Source organism: Streptomyces sp. CB02058 (genome assembly GCF_001905505.1).
Classification (GTDB): Bacteria; Actinomycetota; Actinomycetes; order Streptomycetales; family Streptomycetaceae; genus Streptomyces.
In genome coordinates, this window is record NZ_LIPG01000002.1 from 1,042,578 (window position 1) to 1,056,597 (window position 14,020).

Here is a 14,020-nt window from a genome sequence, read left to right on the forward strand (position 1 = left end):
GGTTGATGGATGGTGGAGCAGCCGACAGGCGGCGCCGGACCGGCCGACTCGGCCGACGGCACCGCGGAGTCGCTCGACCGTCCTCTGCCCGAGGGCGTGCGCCGCAAGGTGGTGGCGCTGGTCTCGGACGCCTTCGGCGGCCTCACCGTCGGGGAACTCCCCTCACAGCTCCGTCAGTACGCCCGCTTCACCCCGAGCAGGCGGGCCAAGTTCGCGGGCAACGCGATGGCGGCGGCCCTGGAGAGCGACCCGGTGTTCCGCCGGCGCATCGGCGAACGGGTCGTGCAGACCCAGCCGGAGCTGGCGGACGCGCTGAAGTCCGGGGCGCCGCCCGCCGCGGCGGACCCCGTCGACGTGGCCGCGGCGGCCTATGTGCTGCGGCCGTCCGGCTGGGTCAAGCTGGTGGCCGCGGCCGGCGAGGAGGTCCAGCGGGCCCACGCCGAACGGGCCGACGAGGAGACCCGGCGCGAGCTGGAGCGGCTGCGCGAGGAACTCGCCCACGCCCGCGACCAGACCAGGGCCGACACCGAGCGGCTGCGCGTGGAGCTGGAGGCGTCCCGCAAGGAGGCCGACTCGCTGCACCGAAAGCTGCGCAGCGCCCTCAGTGAGGTCAAGCGGGGCGAGGCCGCCCTGCGCAAGGCCGGCGCCGAGACCGACGGGGTGCGGGCCGAGGCCGCGGCACAGGTCTCCGCCGCCGAGAGCGAGACCCGCAGGCTCAGGGCGCGCCTCGGTGAGGCGGAGGCCTCCGTCGAGGCGGGGCGCCGTGCGGCCAGGGAGGGCCGCTCGGTCGAGGACATGCGGCTGCGGCTGCTCCTGGACACCGTGCTCGACGCGGCCCAGGGACTCCGCCGCGAGCTTGCCCTGCCTCCCTCGTCGATCCGCCCGGCGGACAGCGTCGACGCGGTGGAGCCCGGCCGGATGTCGCCCAAGGACATTGCGGCCAGGGCCCTTTCGGAGACCGATCCGGCGCTGCTCGACCAGCTGCTCGCCCTTCCGCAGGCGCATCTGATCGTGGACGGCTACAACGTCACCAAGACCGGCTATCCGCAGATGCCGCTGGAGAAGCAGCGGTTGCGCCTGCTGGGCGGTCTCTCGGTCCTCGCCGCCCAGACCGGCGCCGAGATGACCTGTGTCTTCGACGGGGCCGAACTGGCCGTTCCGGTCCTGCTCGCACCGCCGCGCGGAGTGCGCGTGCTGTTCAGCAAGGCGGGCGTGACCGCCGACGAACTGATCAGGCAACTGGCGCGCGCGGAACCGCCGGGCAGACCCGTCGTCGTGGTCTCCACCGACCGCGAGGTGGCCGACGGCGTCGCGAAGGCGGGGGCGCGTCCGGTCGCGTCCGCCTTGCTCCTGAAGCGGCTTTCGCGCGTCTGAGGCGACTTGTGTGGCATGGGTGACTTGCCGGAATTTATGGAACGTACCGTCAACTCATCGCTACACCCAGTGTGATGAAAGTAAAGAAGTGCCTGGTGCGACGAGATTTTGCTCGTGAGGATTTGAACTGATCACAAGATGGTCACTATGGTCAGGCCTCGAACCTTCGCACGGTTGATCGCCCATCCGGGGTGACGGCGAAGGAACCGCCGAGTCCGTGACGTGCACGGAGCCGGGGATTCGCCCGTGTCCCCCCACAGCCCGGTAGGCGGCTCGAGGAAGAAGGAGCTCGCCTTCGTGGCGTCCCACCGTCGTCCCAAGCAGCCGAGCCGCACCCGCGTGACCGTGCTCACCGCGACCGCCGCCGCGGCCGTGGCCCTGTCCTCCCAGGCCGCCCAGGCCGACCCCAAGCCGACCAAGAGCGAGGTCAAGGCCAAGGTCGACAAGCTCTACCACGAGGCCGAGGCCGCCACCGAGAAGGCGAACGGGGCCAAGGAGCAGCAGGACAAGCTCAAGAAGCAGGCGGACGCGCTCCAGGACAAGGTCGCCCGCGGCCAGGACGAGCTCAACACCCTGCGCGGCGAGCTCGGTTCGCTCGCCACCGCGCAGTACCGCTCCGGCGGTCTCGACCCGTCGGTCCAGCTGCTGCTCTCCTCGGACCCGGACAGCTTCCTCGACCAGGCCTCCGCGCTGGACCAGCTGACGGCCAAGCAGGCCGAGTCGCTGCAGAAGATCCAGGCGAAGCAGCGGACCCTCGCGCAGCAGCGCAAGGAGGCGCAGGCCAAGCTCACGGACCTCGCCGACGTCCGCAAGACGCTGAACGAGAACAAGAAGAAGTACCAGGGCAAGCTCGCCGAGGCCCAGAAGCTGCTGAACACCCTCACCGCCGCCGAGCGCGCCAAGATGGCCGAGGACGAGCAGCGCGCCAGCCGCGCCGCCGGTGACCGGGTCGAGCTGGGCAACGAGGTCCCCGCGTCCGCCCGTGGCGCCGCCGCCCTCCAGGCCGCCTCCACGCAGCAGGGCAAGGCGTACGTCTCCGGTGCCACCGGTCCCAACGCCTACGACTGCTCGGGTCTGACCCAGTGGGCCTACGCCCAGGCCGGCGTCCAGATCACCCGCACCACGTACACCCAGATCAATGACGGTGTCCGGATCGGCCGCAGCGCCCTGAAGCCGGGCGACCTGGTCTTCTTCAACAACACCTCGCACGTCGGCCTGTACGCGGGCAACAACCAGATCCTGCACGCCCCGAAGCCCGGCGCCGTGGTCCGCTACGAGTCGATGGACTACATGGGCACCTTCCAGTTCGGCGTCCGCGTCTGACGCCCGAACGGGCGAATCGCGGCACCCCTCACTGACGCCCCGCCCCGCCGGAGACCACAGGTCACCGGCGGGGCGGAGCTGTATGGTGCGCCCTTTCCCTCCCGGCGTGGTCCTTGGTCAGGGTGTAGTCGTCCGGTTACTGTCTGCGCTGCCGCGCAGCTCCCGGTCGTCGGTCCGCCCGCCCCGGGCGGCAGGGGCTGCGCACATCTGCGTACAGCGGAAGGGAGCGCGGCTTCCTGTGGTCTCGCATCGCCGCCCCACCCGGCCCGGCCTCAACCGTGGCGTCCGGGCCACCGTCCTGTCCGCCGCCGCGGCCACCGCGGCGGCCACCCTCGGCACCGCGCCGGCGAGCGCACGGCCCGAGGACACCCACGAGACGGCCAGGGCCGCCGTCGACCGGCTGTACGGGGAGGCCGAGCGCGCCACCGAGCTGTACAACGCGGCCCGGGAGAACCTCGGCGCGCTGCGCGGCCGGATCGCCAGGGCCCAGGACTCGGCGGCCAGGACGCAGGAGGACATCAACGAGATGCGGGCGGTGCTCGGCTCGATGGCCGGTGCGCAGTACCGCTCGGGCGGCATCGACCCCTCGGTCGCGCTGCTGCTCTCCTCGGACCCCGACACCTACCTGGACCGGGCGGCGGCCCTGGACCGCGCGGGCGAGCGCAGGGCGCTGACCCTGCACAAGCTCCACCGGGCCCAGCGCAGGATCGCCCAGAGCCGCGCGGAGGCCGCTGCCGCCCTGGCGGCCATGGAGCGCGACCGGGAGGCCGTGGCACGCCACAAGCGCACCGTGGAGGCCAAGCTGGACCGGGCGCGGCAGCTGCTGCGCTCCCTGCCCGCGGCCGACCGGGAGTCCCTCGGCCGCGCCTCGCGCTCCGGGCGCCCCCAGGAGGCGTTCCCGGCGGACGCGGCCGGCTCCGCACGCGCCATGGCGGCCCTCATGGCGGCCCGGCAGGCGCTGGGCCGCCCGTACGTCTGGGGCGCCAACGGCCCCGACGGGTTCGACTGCTCCGGGCTGATGCAGTGGGCGTACGCCCGGGCCGGGGTGGGTCTGCCCAGGACCTCGCAGGCACAGCGGTACGCGGGCCGGATGGTGCCGCTCTCGCAGGCCAGACCCGGCGACCTCGTCGCCTACCGCGCCGACGCGAGCCACATCGGGATGTACGCGGGCAACGGGCAGGTCATCCACGCCCCGTATCCCGGCGCACCGGTGCGCTACGACCCCGTCGGCATGATGCCCGTCTCCTCGGTCACCCGCGTCTGACCGTACGATCGGCTGGATGGCTGTTCGGACGCAGGACGCGCGGCGGGAGCGTACCCGCGGACGGCGCACGGCGGGTGCCGTGCTCGCCGCCCTGCTGCTCGCGCCCGCCTGCGCCGCCCCCGGGGACACCGCGGCCGGCCTCACCGTCCAGGAGGTCGGCGCCGCCCTGGACCGCCGTGCCACCGCGGTCATGGAGCACGACACCGCTGCCTACCTGGCCGCGCTCGACCCCCGGGCCACGTCCTTCAGGGCGGCCCAGCGCACCGAGCTGCGCAACCTCGCCGACGTACCGCTGGAGTCATGGGCGTACGAGGTGAAGGACGTGAGCGGCAAGGGGGCCGGCCGGGTCACCGCACAGGTCGAGCTGCGCTACCGCTTCAAGGGATACGACGAGGAGCCCATCTCCTCGGCCCGCACGGTGGAGCTGGTCCGCCGGGGCGACGGCGGGAGCTGGTACGTATCCGCCGACCGGGCCGCCGACGGCAGCCCGGCGCAGCTCTGGCAGCAGGGCGACGTCGAGGTCGTCCGCGGCACGCACAGCCTGGTCCTCGGGGTCGGCCGCCGGACGGCGGAGCTGCGCAGGATCGCGGACACCGCCGACGGCGCCGTACCGGCCGTCGACGAGGCCTGGCCCGAGCCCTGGACGCAGCGGGTGGTGGTGCTCGTCCCCGAGACCGTGGAGGACATGGCGGGGCTCCTCGACTCCCCGACGGCCAGCTACCGGGGCATAGCCGCCGTCACCACGGGCGAGGTGGGAGGCGGCGGCAGGGCGCCCGCGGACCGGGTGATCGTCAATCCGCAGGCCTACGGCATGCTCGGCGACTTCGGGCAGCGGGTCGTCCTCACCCACGAGAGCACCCATGTGGCGACCCGGGCCCATACGTCGGCCGCCACTCCGGTCTGGCTCTCCGAGGGCTTCGCCGACCTCGCCGCCTACCGGCAGGAGAGCCGTACCGCCCAGGAGATCGCACCGGAGCTCACCGAGGCGGTCCGCAACGGCGACCTGCCCGCGGAGCTGCCGGCCGACGAGGACTTCGGCTTCGGCGGCGACGCGGACGGGCTCTCGCGGGCGTACGAGAGCGGCTGGCTGGCCTGCGAGCTGATAGCGCGGGACTGGGGCGACGAGGCGCTGGTCGCCTTCTACAAGGCCGTGGGGAGCCGTTCCGAGCGGGACGGGGCGGTGGAGCACGCCATGCAGTCGGTCCTGGGCATCACACCGCAGGACTTCACGGTGCGCTGGCGGGAGTATCTGCGCGACCGGCTCGGCTGACCGGTTCCTGGGAGGCGGGCTCCCCCCGGGTCCCCGGCACGGTCTCCCGCCACAGCCGGAGCCCGGCGATCAGTGTCGCGGCGACGAGCAGACCGTTGCGTACGGCCATGAGCACCACACCCTCCGCGTCGCTCGCCACCACGTGCGCGAAGCCCAGCGGGAACTCCAGCAGGGTGACCCCGGTGGCCGTCAGGACCAGACACGCGGGCAGCGCCATCCGGCTGCCCCGGAACACCAGGCACACCGCGCCGACGCCGAGCGGCCACACCATGTACTGGGGGCTGATGACGCGGCTGGTCACCGTGAACAGCAGCACCGCGGTGAACGCCGCGTCCGCCGGGGTGTGGACCGCGAACGCACGGGCCCGCAGCCGCCACACCAGCAGCCAGCCGAACGCGAGCACGCTCAGCGCCAGGGCCAGGGTGCTCACCAGCGCGACATGCGGACCGGCGAACTCCATCGAGCCGTACCGCAGCTCCACCCGGCCCTCCCAGCCGAACTGCCGCGCCGCATGGAAGACCAGCGCGCCCAGCGACTCGATCTCCAGCCCCCGGTCGCGCTGGAACGTCAGGAACGCGAACGCGCCCGGCAGCACCACCGCCGATCCCAGGACCAGCACGGCGGCCGTCACCGCCGCCGCCCGCCAGGACCGTCGTGTCGCCCGCCCGCGGGCCGTGCCCACCAGCACCAGCACCGGCCACACCTTCAGCAGCGTGCCGAAGGCGGCCAGCGCCCCCATCACCCTGGGGTGCCGCACGCCCGCGAGCAGCGCGGCCACCGCGACGGCCGTCACCATCAGGTCGTACCGGGCGTAGACCGTCGGCCCGAGCAGCGGCACGCCCGCCACCCACAGCCAGGCGCCGGCGTACCGGGCGCCCGGGCGGCCGCCCGCGTACAGCAGCAGCCCCAGGACCAGCGCGTCGCAGAGCAGCACCAGGACGAAGAAGGCGGAGGCGTACTCCAGGAACGGCAGCAGGTCCGGGGAGAGCATCGCGAGCGCCGCGGCCGGCGGGTACTGCCAGGTGACGTCGTCCAGCGGATACGAACCGGAGCGGAAGACCTCGTACCAGCCGTGATAGATCACCGAGACATCGCTCGTGACGTCCGGGCCCGGCACCGTGAACACCTTGAAGACGCAGAGCAGCAGCACCGCCCGGGTCAGGCCCCACACGGCGAGGGACAGAACCCGGCCCCCCTGGCCACCCCTGCTCGTCCCGACCGTCATGCAGGCCATGATGCAGGCCAAGGCTGTGCGGGAGCCGTCAGGCAGGGCCGTCGGGACGCCCGGTACTGTCGGCGGCGATGGACAAGACCCTGATCGTGACGAACGACTTCCCGCCCCGCCCCGGCGGCATCCAGGCCTTCCTGCACAACATGGCGCTGCGCCTGGACCCCGAGCAGCTCGTCGTGTACGCGTCGACCTGGAAGCGCGGTGCGGAGGGCGCGGAGGCCACCGCCGCCTTCGACGCGGAACAGCCCTTCACCGTCGTACGCGACCGTACGACGATGCTGCTGCCGACCCCCCGGGTGACCCGGCAGGCGGTCCGGCTGCTGCGCGAGCACGGATGCTCCTCGGTGTGGTTCGGCGCCGCCGCACCACTCGGGCTGATGGGGCCCGCGCTGCGCAGGGCGGGGGCCCGCCGGATCGTGGCCACCACGCACGGCCACGAGGCCGGCTGGGCCCAGCTGCCCGCGTCCCGGCAGCTGCTGCGCCGCATCGGCGAGGGCACCGACACCCTGACCTACCTCGGCGAGTACACCCGCTCCAGGATCGCCGCCTCGCTCACCCCTCAGGCCGCGGACCGGATGGTCCAGCTGCCGCCCGGCGTCGACGAGAAGACCTTCCACCCGGCCTCGGGCGGGGACCGGATCAGGGCCAGGCTCGGACTCGCCGGCCGGCCCGTCATCGTGTGCGTGTCACGGCTCGTCCCGCGCAAGGGCCAGGACACCCTGATCCTCGCCATGCCGGCCGTCCTGGCGCGGGTGCCGGACGCCGTCCTGCTGATCGTGGGCGGCGGCCCCTACGCGGGACAGCTGAAGAAGCTGGCCGCCGAGACCGGCGTCGAGGACTCCGTCCGCTTCACCGGGCCGGTGCCCTGGGAGGAGCTGCCCGCGCACTACGGCGCGGGCGACGTCTTCGCCATGCCCTGCCGCACCCGGCGCGGCGGGCTCGACGTGGAGGGCCTCGGCATCGTCTACCTGGAGGCGTCGGCGACCGGGCTGCCCGTCGTCGCGGGCGACTCCGGCGGAGCGCCCGACGCCGTGCTCGACGGCGAGACGGGATGGGTGGTGCGGGGCGGCTCCGCCGAGGAGTCCGCCGACCGGATCGCCACCCTGCTCCAGGACCCAGAGCTGCGCCGCCGCATGGGGGAGCGGGGCCGGGAGTGGGTCGAGGAGAAGTGGCGCTGGGACCTGCTCGCCGAGAAGCTCAGGACGCTGCTCTGAGGGCACGCGGCACACGCACGACGAGGGGCCCGCACCCTGACCGGTGCGGGCCCCTCGTCGTGCGTGTCCGGGCTCAGCCGCGGTAGATCGACTCGACCTCGTCCGCGAAGTCCTTCGCCACGACGTTGCGCTTCAGCTTCAGCGAGGGGGTGATGTGGCCCGCCTCCTCGGTGAACTGTGCGGCCAGGATGCGGAACTTGCGTACCGACTCCGCCTTGGAGACCGCCGCGTTGCCGTCGTCCACGGCCCGCTGCACCTCGGCCAGCAGGTCGGGGTCCTCGCGCAGCGACACCGCGGTCGACCCGGCGGGCTTGCCGTTCTCCTCGGCCCAGCGGGAGAGGAACTCCTCGTCGAGGGTGAGCAGCGCGCCGACGAACGGACGCCCGTCGCCGACCACCATGCACTCGGCGACCAGCGCGTGCGCGCGGATCCGGTCCTCGATCACCGCGGGGGCGACGTTCTTGCCGCCCGCCGTCACGATGATCTCCTTCTTGCGGCCGGTGATCGCGAGATAGCCGTCCTCGTCGAGCGTGCCGATGTCACCCGTGTGGAACCAGCCGTCGGCGAGCGCCTCGGCCGTCGCCGCCTCGTTCTGCCAGTAACCGGTGAACAGGTGCTCGCCGTGCAGCAGCACCTCGCCGTCGTCGGCGATCCGCACCACCGAACCCGGCAGCGGCTGGCCGACCGTGCCGATCTTCTGCCGGTCCCACGGATTGAAGGCGGTGGCGGCGCAGCTCTCGGTGAGGCCGTAGCCCTCCAGCACCGTGAAGCCGATGCCGCGGAAGAAGTGGCCGAGCCGCTCGCCCAGCGGAGCGCCGCCGGAGATCGCGTACTCGCCGCGACCGCCGAGCACGGCCCGCAGCTTGCTGAACACCAGCTTGTCGAAGACCTTGTGCTTGACCTTCAGGCCCACGGAGGGGCCCTGCGGTGTGCCGAGCGCGCGGCTGTAGGCGATCGCCGTGTCGGCGGCACGGTCGAAGATCTTTCCCTTGCCGTCGCCCTGTGCCTTGGCGCGCGCCGAGTTGTAGACCTTCTCGAACACCCGGGGCACCCCGAGGATCAGCGTCGGCCGGAAGGAGGCCAGCACATCGGTGAGGTTCTTGATGTCCGGCACACAGCCGAGCTTGATCGGGGCCATCACGGAGGCGACCTCGACCAGCCGTCCGAAGACGTGCGCGGTGGGCAGGAAGAGCAGGACGGAGCACTCGCCGGTACGGAAGAGGGGCTTCAGCCGTTCCACGATGTTGCCGCACTCCGCGAAGAAGCTGCGGTGCGTCAGCACACAGCCCTTGGGGCGGCCGGTGGTGCCCGAGGTGTAGACGATGGTCGCCGGGTCGTCGGCCTTGGCGCTCACCATGCGCAGGTCCAGGGTCTCGTCGGAGACTCCGGCACCGGCCGCCACCAGCTCGCCGACCGCGCCCCGCTCGATCTCCCAGACGTGCTGGAGGGCGGGGAGCCGGTCGCGCACGGAGGCGACGGACCGCGCGTGGGTGTCGCTCTCGACGACGACCGCGACGGCGCCCGAGTCGCCGAGTATCCACTGGACCTGCTCGGGGGAGCTGGTCTCGTAGACCGGCACGGTGACCGCGCCCGCGCTCCAGATGGCGAAGTCCAGCAGGACCCACTCGAAACGGGTGCGGGACATGAGCGCGACCCGGTCGCCGGGCTGGATGCCCGAGGCGATGAGGCCTCTGGCGGTGTCTCTGACCTCAGCGAGGAACTGGGTCGCCGTGACGTCGGTCCAGACGCCGGCCACCTTCCGGCTCATCACCGCGACGTCGGGATGCTGAGCGGCGTTGCGGCGGATGAGATCCGTCAGGTTGCCGTCCGTAGGGACCTCGTACAGGGCCGGAAGGCTGAACTCGCGCAAGACTGCTGCTCCTCATCGGGCTCCGGTTCCACGGCTCTGTGCGACGCACCGGATAGGTCCAAGACTGGCAGATGCTCAGTGGGGTGAGCACGACTGGACTGGCGGGACGTTACCCACCGGTAGACGGTTCCCGAAAGGGGGTTCCGGCCAGATGTCTCATGCATCACACATATCGGCGGTCCTTCGGCGCACATTAGTCCACCCGTGTCCCGATCCGGAAGTAACCGCAGGTCCGGCGGCCTCTACCCAGAGCGCCGCCCGGCGACCTAGGGTGATCTGCATGCGAGCCGGCGTACCGCGCGATCCACACACAATCACCACTCGACGGACACGCGTCCACGTCGTCAGCGACGTGCACGGCAACACGGACGCGCTGGCGCGCGCCGGGGACGGCGCGGACGCGCTGATCTGTCTGGGCGACCTGGTCCTCTTCCTCGACTACGCCGACCATTCGCGCGGGATCTTCCCCGATCTCTTCGGCAAGGAGAACGCGGACCGCATCGTCGAGCTGCGCACCGCGCGGCGGTTCGAGGAGGCGCGGGCCTTCGGACGTGAGCTCTGGGCGGGCCGGGACCGTAATGCCGCGATCCTGTCCGCCGTACGCAAGCAGTACGCCGAGATGTTCGCCGCCATGCCCACCCCTACCTACGCCACCTACGGCAACGTCGACGTGCCCGCGCTCTGGCCCGAGTACGCCCATGCCGGTACGACCGTGCTGGACGGAGAGCGTGCGGAGATCGGCGGCCGGGTCTTCGGTTTCGTCGGAGGCGGCCTCAGGACGCCGATGAACACCCCGTACGAGATCAGTGACGAGGAGTACGCGGCCAAGGTCGAGGCGCTCGGACCGGTGGACGTCCTCTGCTCGCACATCCCGCCGGAGGTCCCGGAACTGACCTACGACACCGTCGCCCGGCGCTTCGAGCGCGGCAGCCGCGCGCTCCTGGACGCCATCCGCCGCACCCGTCCCCGCTACGCGATTTTCGGCCATGTCCACCAGCCGTTGGTCCGCCGGATGCGCATAGGCGTCACCGAGTGCGTCAACGTCGGACACTTCGCCTCGACAGGGCGGCCCTGGGTCCTGGAGTGGTGAGCGACACGGCCACCGGCCAGGGGCCGGGGCGCGGGCGGGGCGGCGGTGGACACGCGATAGCCTGCACACGGCAGGCCTCTGCCGAACGCGACCGGTACACCGCACTGGAGGGCCACGGCGATGGCTGAACACACCAGCTCGAGCATCACGATCGAGGCGGCACCGGCCGACGTCATGGGAGTGATCGCCGACTTCGCCCGCTATCCGGAGTGGACGGGCGAGGTGAAGGAGGCCGAGATCCTGGCCACCGACGACCAGGGACGCGCCGAGCAGGTCCGCCTCGTCCTGGACGCCGGAGCGATCAAGGACGACCACGTCCTCGCCTACACCTGGAACAGCCCGTACGAAGTCGGCTGGACCCTCGTCAAGTCCCAGATGCTGCGCGCGCTCGACGGCAGTTACGCGCTGGCGCCGCTGGGCGACGGCGACCGCACCGAGGTCACCTACCGGCTCGCCGTCGACGTCAAGATCCCGCTCCTCGGCATGATCAAGCGCAAGGCCGAAAAGGTCATCATCGACCGCGCCCTCGCCGGGCTGAAGAAGCGCGTCGAGTCCGTCCCGAAGGCCTGACCTCGTGCGTACGGTCCTCGTCACCGGCCCCGGCGGCGCAGGCCGTACCACCGTCGCCGCGGCGACCGCGCTCGACTCGGCCCGCGGCGGCCGGCGCACACTTCTGGTCTCCGCCGACGCCGTACCCGGCTTCCCCGCGGGTCCGGGACCCGTGGAGGTCACCGAGCGGCTCTCCTACGCCCGCGTCGACTCCGCCGCACACTTCCGCGCCGAACTCATCGAGCTCCAGGACCGGGCGTCCGGGGTGCTCGACCTGCTCGGCGCCAACCGGCTGGACGGCGAGGAGCTCACCGAACTGCCGGGCAGCGCGCAGCTCGCCCTCCTGCACACCCTGCGCCGGGCGGCCGACGGGGACTGGGCGCGCGAGGGCTACGAGGTCCTCGTAGTCGACCTGCCCCCGCTGACCGAGGCCCTCGCCCTGCTCGCACTGCCGGGACAGCTGCGCCGCTATCTGCGCCGCCTCCTGCCCAGGGAACGCCAGGCCGCCCGCGCCCTGCGCCCGGTCCTCGCCCAGCTGGCCGGGGTCCCCATGCCCGCCCAGTGGCTGTACGAGGCCGCCGCGCGCAAGGACGCCGAACTGGCCACCGTCGAGGCCCTGATCGAGGACGGCGCGACCACCGTGCGGCTGGTCGCCGAGCCGGGACCGGCCGGTGAGGAGGCCCTGAGCGCGGCCCGCACCGGGCTCGCCCTGCACGGACTGCGCACCGACGCCGTCGTGGCCTCCCGGATCCTGCCCCGCCACTCCGCCGACCCCTGGTTCGCCGATCTCGCCGCCCGGCAGGAGAAGAGCCTGGACCACTGGCACCAGGAGTGGGCACCCGGCACCCCCGTGCACGAGAGCGCCCACCTCGGCCGGGAGCCGCGCACCCTCGACGACCTGGCACTTCTCGCGGAGGGCCGCGCCCCCGACGACCGGACGCCCGGCCGCGCCGAGGACCCCTGGTGGACCGAGGACGCGGGGGACGGTGTGATCGCCTGGTGCCTGCCGCTGCCCGGGGCCGTCAAGGAGGACCTCCGGCTCGTCCGGCGCGGCGACGAACTGCTCCTCACCGCAGGCCCGTTCCACCGGATCCTGCGCCTGGAATCGGCGCTGCGCCGCTGCACCGTCTCCGGCGCGGCGCTCACCGACGGCGTCCTGCGTGTCCGGTTCACACCTGATCCCGCGCTCTGGCCCCGGACACAATGAACGGGGTACCACCGTTCGGGTAACGTCGGTAGTACGTGGCCCCCACGGCCACGCAGACAACCGCGCCGCAGGAGTCCGCCATGAGTGAAGCCACCGATCGTCCCGTCGACGACGACGCGTGGGCGGAGGCCTGCGCCGAGGATCTCGAAGCGGAGAAGGCCCGCCGGCGGGCGGAGTACGGACAACAGCCCGGTTCCGCCGCCGAGGAGCTGCGCAAGCTGATCGACGCGGTGGCGGACAAGGTCTCCTCGCTCCAGTCGCCGCTGCTCGGCATGGCCGCCCAGGGCACCGTGCAGCAGGTGATCCGTCAGGCCAAGTCGGCGGTCGAGCCCGTCATCGAGCGCAACCCCGAACTCTTCGACCATCTCGCCGCCGCCGGGAACGAGCTCCTGGCCGCCTACCGCTCCGCCGTCGAGGGCCAGGAAGGCCGCTGGACCAGGGGCACCGAAGGCGCCGGAGGTACCGCGGGCGGCACGGGAAGCACCCCCGGTTCCACGAAGAAGGCGGCCGAGGACCCCTCGGACCCGCGCGACGAGGGCACCGGCGGCAGCGAACACATCGACCTGGACTGACCCGGGACAGGAAATACCCGTCCCCGGCTCGGGTACGGTTGGCCGTAGCGGGGCTCGACCGAAACTGAGGGATTCATGGGACTCACCATCGGCGTCGATATCGGCGGCACGAAGATCGCGGCTGGAGTGGTCGACGAAGAGGGCCGGATCCTCTCGACGTTCAAGGTATCGACCCCGCCGACGGCCGAAGGCATCGTGGACGCGATCAGCGCTGCCGTGGCCGGAGCGAGCGAGGGACACGACGTCGAGGCGGTCGGCATCGGCGCGGCCGGATATGTCGACGACAAGCGCGCCACCGTGCTGTTCGCACCGAACATCAACTGGCGCCACGAGCCGCTCAAGGACAAGGTCGAGCAGCGCGTCGGCCTTCCCGTCGTCGTCGAGAACGACGCCAACGCCGCGGCCTGGGGCGAATACCGCTTCGGTGCCGGCCAGGGCCACGACGACGTCATCTGCATCACGCTCGGCACCGGCCTGGGCGGCGGCATCATCATCGGCAACAAGCTGCGCCGGGGACGCTTCGGTGTGGCGGCGGAATTCGGTCATATCCGCGTCGTCCCGGACGGACTGCTCTGCGGCTGCGGCAGCCAGGGCTGCTGGGAGCAGTACGCCTCCGGGCGTGCGCTCGTGAGGTACGCGAAGCAGCGCGCCAACGCCACCCCGGAGAACGCCACGATCCTGCTGGGACTCGGCGACGGCTCCGTGGAGGGCATCGAGGGCAAGCACATCAGCGAGGCCGCCCGGCAGGGCTGCCCGGTGGCCGTCGACTCGTTCCGTGAGCTGGCCCGCTGGGCCGGAGCCGGACTGGCCGACCTCGCCTCGCTCTTCGACCCGTCCGCCTTCATCGTCGGCGGCGGCGTGTCGGACGAGGGCGAGCTCGTCCTCGACCCGATCCGCAAGTCGTTCCGGCGCTGGCTGATCGGCGGAGAATGGCGGCCGCACGCCCAGGTCCTCGCCGCCCAGCTGGGTGGCAAGGCCGGTCTCGTGGGCGCGGCGGACCTGGCGCGCCAGGGCTGACCTCTCCACCACGGCATGTCCGACGCCCGTCGCGCCCTC

At 72.4% G+C, this 14,020-nt stretch carries 12 protein-coding genes; 10 read left to right on the forward strand and 2 right to left on the reverse strand.

The features are described from left to right. Positions 1 to 12 precede the first annotated feature (12 nt). The 4 genes from AMK10_RS11935 to AMK10_RS11950 all read left to right on the forward strand — a co-directional run bounded on the left by AMK10_RS11935 (position 13) and on the right by AMK10_RS11950 (position 5,231). Positions 13 to 1,374 carry an NYN domain-containing protein gene (locus AMK10_RS11935; protein ID WP_073748038.1) on the forward strand — a complete coding sequence of 454 codons (1,362 nt, stop codon included), beginning with the start codon at positions 13 to 15 and terminating at the stop codon, positions 1,372 to 1,374. A gap of 297 nt (positions 1,375 to 1,671) precedes the next feature. Further along, on the forward strand, positions 1,672 to 2,697 hold the full coding sequence (locus AMK10_RS11940) for a C40 family peptidase (RefSeq protein WP_073748039.1): 1,026 nt from the start codon (positions 1,672 to 1,674) through the stop codon (positions 2,695 to 2,697). A gap of 238 nt (positions 2,698 to 2,935) precedes the next feature. Beyond that, entirely contained in the window at positions 2,936 to 3,961 is a 1,026-nt protein-coding gene (locus AMK10_RS11945; RefSeq protein WP_073747647.1) for a C40 family peptidase, read from the forward strand. Between the two features lie 16 nt (positions 3,962 to 3,977). Beyond that, on the forward strand, positions 3,978 to 5,231 hold the full coding sequence (locus tag AMK10_RS11950; protein ID WP_198959679.1) for a hypothetical protein: 1,254 nt from the start codon (positions 3,978 to 3,980) through the stop codon (positions 5,229 to 5,231). On the opposite strand, the gene AMK10_RS11955 is transcribed toward AMK10_RS11950, so the two are convergent. After that, a complete protein-coding gene (locus AMK10_RS11955; RefSeq protein WP_073748040.1) occupies positions 5,188 to 6,456 on the reverse strand; it encodes a glycosyltransferase family 87 protein in 1,269 nt (422 codons plus the stop codon). The two genes, AMK10_RS11950 and AMK10_RS11955, sit on opposite strands and share 44 nt — an antisense overlap. A gap of 77 nt (positions 6,457 to 6,533) precedes the next feature. Between AMK10_RS11955 and AMK10_RS11960 the strand changes: the two genes are divergently transcribed. Next, positions 6,534 to 7,676: a glycosyltransferase family 4 protein gene (locus AMK10_RS11960; protein WP_073747649.1), complete on the forward strand. Its 1,143-nt coding sequence runs from the start codon at positions 6,534 to 6,536 to the stop codon at positions 7,674 to 7,676. A gap of 73 nt (positions 7,677 to 7,749) precedes the next feature. Here AMK10_RS11960 and AMK10_RS11965 read toward each other — a convergent pair whose 3' ends face one another. Continuing rightward, positions 7,750 to 9,546, reverse strand: a complete 1,797-nt coding sequence (locus AMK10_RS11965) for an AMP-dependent synthetase/ligase (protein ID WP_073747650.1) — start codon at positions 9,544 to 9,546, stop codon at positions 7,750 to 7,752. 280 nt (positions 9,547 to 9,826) lie between these two features. Here AMK10_RS11965 and AMK10_RS11970 point away from each other — a divergent pair, with 280 nt between their 5' ends. The 5 genes from AMK10_RS11970 to AMK10_RS11990 all read left to right on the forward strand — a co-directional run bounded on the left by AMK10_RS11970 (position 9,827) and on the right by AMK10_RS11990 (position 13,981). Further along, entirely contained in the window at positions 9,827 to 10,636 is an 810-nt protein-coding gene (locus AMK10_RS11970; protein ID WP_073747651.1) for a metallophosphoesterase family protein, read from the forward strand. A 120-nt stretch (positions 10,637 to 10,756) separates the two neighbouring features. Continuing rightward, complete coding sequence (locus AMK10_RS11975; protein ID WP_073747652.1) at positions 10,757 to 11,206, forward strand: SRPBCC family protein; 450 nt, start codon at positions 10,757 to 10,759, stop codon at positions 11,204 to 11,206. A 4-nt stretch (positions 11,207 to 11,210) separates the two neighbouring features. Next, positions 11,211 to 12,392, forward strand: coding sequence for an ArsA family ATPase (locus AMK10_RS11980; protein WP_073747653.1), 1,182 nt, complete (start codon positions 11,211 to 11,213; stop codon positions 12,390 to 12,392). A gap of 80 nt (positions 12,393 to 12,472) precedes the next feature. Continuing rightward, a complete protein-coding gene (locus AMK10_RS11985; RefSeq protein ID WP_073747654.1) occupies positions 12,473 to 12,964 on the forward strand; it encodes a DUF5304 domain-containing protein in 492 nt (163 codons plus the stop codon). A 75-nt stretch (positions 12,965 to 13,039) separates the two neighbouring features. Further along, positions 13,040 to 13,981, forward strand: coding sequence for an ROK family glucokinase (locus tag AMK10_RS11990; protein WP_073747655.1), 942 nt, complete (start codon positions 13,040 to 13,042; stop codon positions 13,979 to 13,981). Positions 13,982 to 14,020 lie beyond the last annotated feature (39 nt).

Coding starts and splice junctions, on each gene's coding strand:
- AMK10_RS11950 (WP_198959679.1), top strand. CDS start 3,978: ATGGCTGTTCGGACGCAGGACGCGCGGCGGGAGCGTACCCGCGGACGG.
- AMK10_RS11955 (WP_073748040.1), bottom strand. CDS start 6,456: ATGACGGTCGGGACGAGCAGGGGTGGCCAGGGGGGCCGGGTTCTGTCC.
- AMK10_RS11960 (WP_073747649.1), top strand. CDS start 6,534: ATGGACAAGACCCTGATCGTGACGAACGACTTCCCGCCCCGCCCCGGC.
- AMK10_RS11970 (WP_073747651.1), top strand. CDS start 9,827: ATGCGAGCCGGCGTACCGCGCGATCCACACACAATCACCACTCGACGG.
- AMK10_RS11975 (WP_073747652.1), top strand. CDS start 10,757: ATGGCTGAACACACCAGCTCGAGCATCACGATCGAGGCGGCACCGGCC.
- AMK10_RS11985 (WP_073747654.1), top strand. CDS start 12,473: ATGAGTGAAGCCACCGATCGTCCCGTCGACGACGACGCGTGGGCGGAG.
- AMK10_RS11990 (WP_073747655.1), top strand. CDS start 13,040: ATGGGACTCACCATCGGCGTCGATATCGGCGGCACGAAGATCGCGGCT.